The organism is Microbacterium sp. MEC084, from assembly GCF_004514465.2.
Taxonomy (GTDB): Bacteria; Actinomycetota; Actinomycetes; order Actinomycetales; family Microbacteriaceae; genus Microbacterium.
Genome location: NZ_MYFP02000041.1, coordinates 1 through 2,396, shown reverse-complemented (window position 1 = coordinate 2,396; position 2,396 = coordinate 1). Strand labels below are relative to the sequence as shown.

The 2,396-nt window shown below is 62.5% G+C and carries 3 protein-coding genes; 2 read left to right on the top strand and 1 reads right to left on the bottom strand.

Annotation, left to right across the window (positions count from 1 at the left end; all coding sequences use genetic code 11):
• Together B5M43_RS14820 and B5M43_RS14815 are read left to right on the top strand one after the other, a co-directional pair.
• On the top strand, nucleotides 1–214 hold a 214-nt coding region (locus B5M43_RS14820; protein ID WP_230668212.1), incomplete at its 5' end, for an IS3 family transposase.
• 43 nt (nucleotides 215–257) lie between these two features.
• Nucleotides 258–2,150 carry an AAA family ATPase gene (locus tag B5M43_RS14815; protein WP_134747349.1) on the top strand — a complete coding sequence of 631 codons (1,893 nt, stop codon included), beginning with the start codon at nucleotides 258–260 and terminating at the stop codon, nucleotides 2,148–2,150.
• On the opposite strand, the gene B5M43_RS14810 is transcribed toward B5M43_RS14815, so the two are convergent.
• The coding region (locus B5M43_RS14810) for an integrase core domain-containing protein (protein ID WP_230668270.1) at nucleotides 2,147–2,396 on the bottom strand (250 nt) is incomplete at its 5' end. The genes B5M43_RS14815 and B5M43_RS14810 overlap by 4 nt on opposite strands.

Here is a 2,396-nt window from a genome sequence, read left to right as displayed (position 1 = left end):
GGGCGACAACGCCGCGATGGAGTCGTTCTTCAGCCTGCTGCAGAAGAACGTCCTCGACCGCCGCGCCTGGGCCAACCGAGAACAGCTGCGCGTCGCGATCGTGACCTGGATCGAGCGGACCTACCACCGACGCCGCCGGCAAGCCCGTCTGGGCCGTTTGACGCCGATCGAGTTCGAGACCATCATGAACCAGAACCTGGCCCTCGCGGCCTAACCGAAACTGTCACCACTTCGTTCAGCAGACCCTCGAGCCCGACGTGACTGCTCTGGTCGGCAAGAACGAGTCAGGCAAGACGACCATCCTCAAGGCCCTGCATCGGCTCAAGCCGGCGAATGGCGACGCACGGAAGTTCGACCTCGTCACGGAGTACCCGCGTTGGCGGCTCGCGCGCGATCGTCGGAGTGATGCGAACATCGAGGACACGCAACCGGTTACGGCAGAGTTCGCCGCAGAACAGGTCGACATCGACGCTCTCAGCGGATTTCTTCCTTCGCCGCTGCTCCCCACCAGCAAGGTCGTCGCAGCGCGCACCTACTCGAACAAGTACTACGTCTGGGTCGAGACGGACTTGAAGGACGTCATCGCCGCCGCCTCCACGGATGCTTCAGTTGCCGACGAAGATGCCGCGGAGCTCGCGAAGGAGCCAGACCTCGACGCTGCTATCGCGAAGGCGAAGGAACTCGCGAAGACCCTCAAGGCGTCCGAGCCCGCCAGGGCGAAGGCGGTCGGCGGGTTCCCGAGCGCCGCCGAGAAGTACCGGTATCACTTCGGCTCTGGTGCTCCGATCGAGAAAGAGCAGCGCGATGCGATCGCCGCGCGCGTACCGCAGTTCTTCTACTTCTCGAACTACAGCGTGTTGCCCGGCGAGACCGACCTAACCGAGCTCGCCCGGAAGGCCGAGACGGGCGAGAGTCTGGACGAGCAGGAGCAAACTGTCGTCTCACTTCTCGCCCATGCGGGCGTGAAGCCGGCGGATTTCCTCGACACGAACTACGACAGCCGCAAGGCCGAACTCCAGGCCGCTGCCGTCGACCTCAGCCGCGAGGTCTTCAAGTACTGGCGAGCCAACACTGACCTCGAGGTCGTATTCGGCGACGACAACGTGCCCGTGGTCGAAGCTCCGAACACGCCAGCCATGAACCATCGCTTCCTGAAGATCGAGCTACGGGATGGGCGGCACGGGAACGTCGAGACGAACTTCGCCACACGCTCGACCGGATTCCAGTGGTTCTTCTCGTTCTTCGCAGCCTTCAGCGAGTACCTGCACACGGACAAGCCGGTAGTGGTCCTGTTGGACGAGCCCGGGACGAGCCTCCACGGCGAGGCCCAGAAGGACTTTGTCAACTACATCTTCAATGAGCTCGGCGCCTCCAAGCAGACGCTCTACACGACCCACTCGCAGTTCATGGTCGATCCCACCGTCTACGAGAAGCTCCGCGCTGTCCACGACAAGGCCACGCGTGAGGACCAGGAAGCCGGCGTCGAGGTCAGCAAGGTCAATCTCAAGGCCGACCGTGACACCGTGCTCCCCGTCGAGTCCGCGCTGGGGTACTCGATCAGCCAGCATCTGTTCATCGGCTCGGGACAGCACCTCTTGGTCGAAGGCAGTAGCGACTTCATCTACCTGATGCGCATGAGCGCCTACATGGAGTCGCAGAAGAAGCCGATCTTGAGCCCAAAGCTCGCCATGATCCCCGTCGGCGGCATCACAAACATGCCTGCGTTCGTCGCGCTGATGGGTCGCAGGCTTGAGGTCTCCGTCCTCGTCGACGGTGAGAAGTCCAGCTCAGTCCTCGACCGAACCAGGCGTGCGGCGCAGGAGAACGACGTCCCCGCGAACCGCATCATCTCGGTCGGAGAGGTCGATCCGTCACTGCCAAGGGACGGCGACATCGAAGACCTCTTTGCTGTCACCGACTACCTCAAGCTCTACAACTGGGCATTCAGGAAGGCACTTACTGAAACCGACCTGAGCGGCAGTACGGGCCGCATCCTCGGTCGCATCGAGTCTGTCGAGAACAAGTTCAACCATGCACTCCCGGCTCACGCGCTGACCGACAACCAGGACGAGTTCTTCGCAACTCTCGATCCGGTATCCGTCGAAAACTTCGAGAAGCTCTTCGAGAAGTTGAACGCCGGCCTCGCTTAGCTGTACTGCCCAGCCAGGTTGTTTGAGATCCGGCTGATGGGCGGGAGCTTCCCGATCGCGGTGTGGGGCCTGTGGTGATTGTAGAAGTGCAGCCAGGCCGGCAGGGCTGCTCGGCGGGCTGATTCGCTGTTGTAGTGCTTCACGTAGGCCCAACCGTCGGCCATGGTGCGATGGAATCGCTCGATCTTCCCGTTCGTCTGGGGGCGGTAAGGACGGGTCCGCTTGGGCGTGATGCCGAGCTCGGCG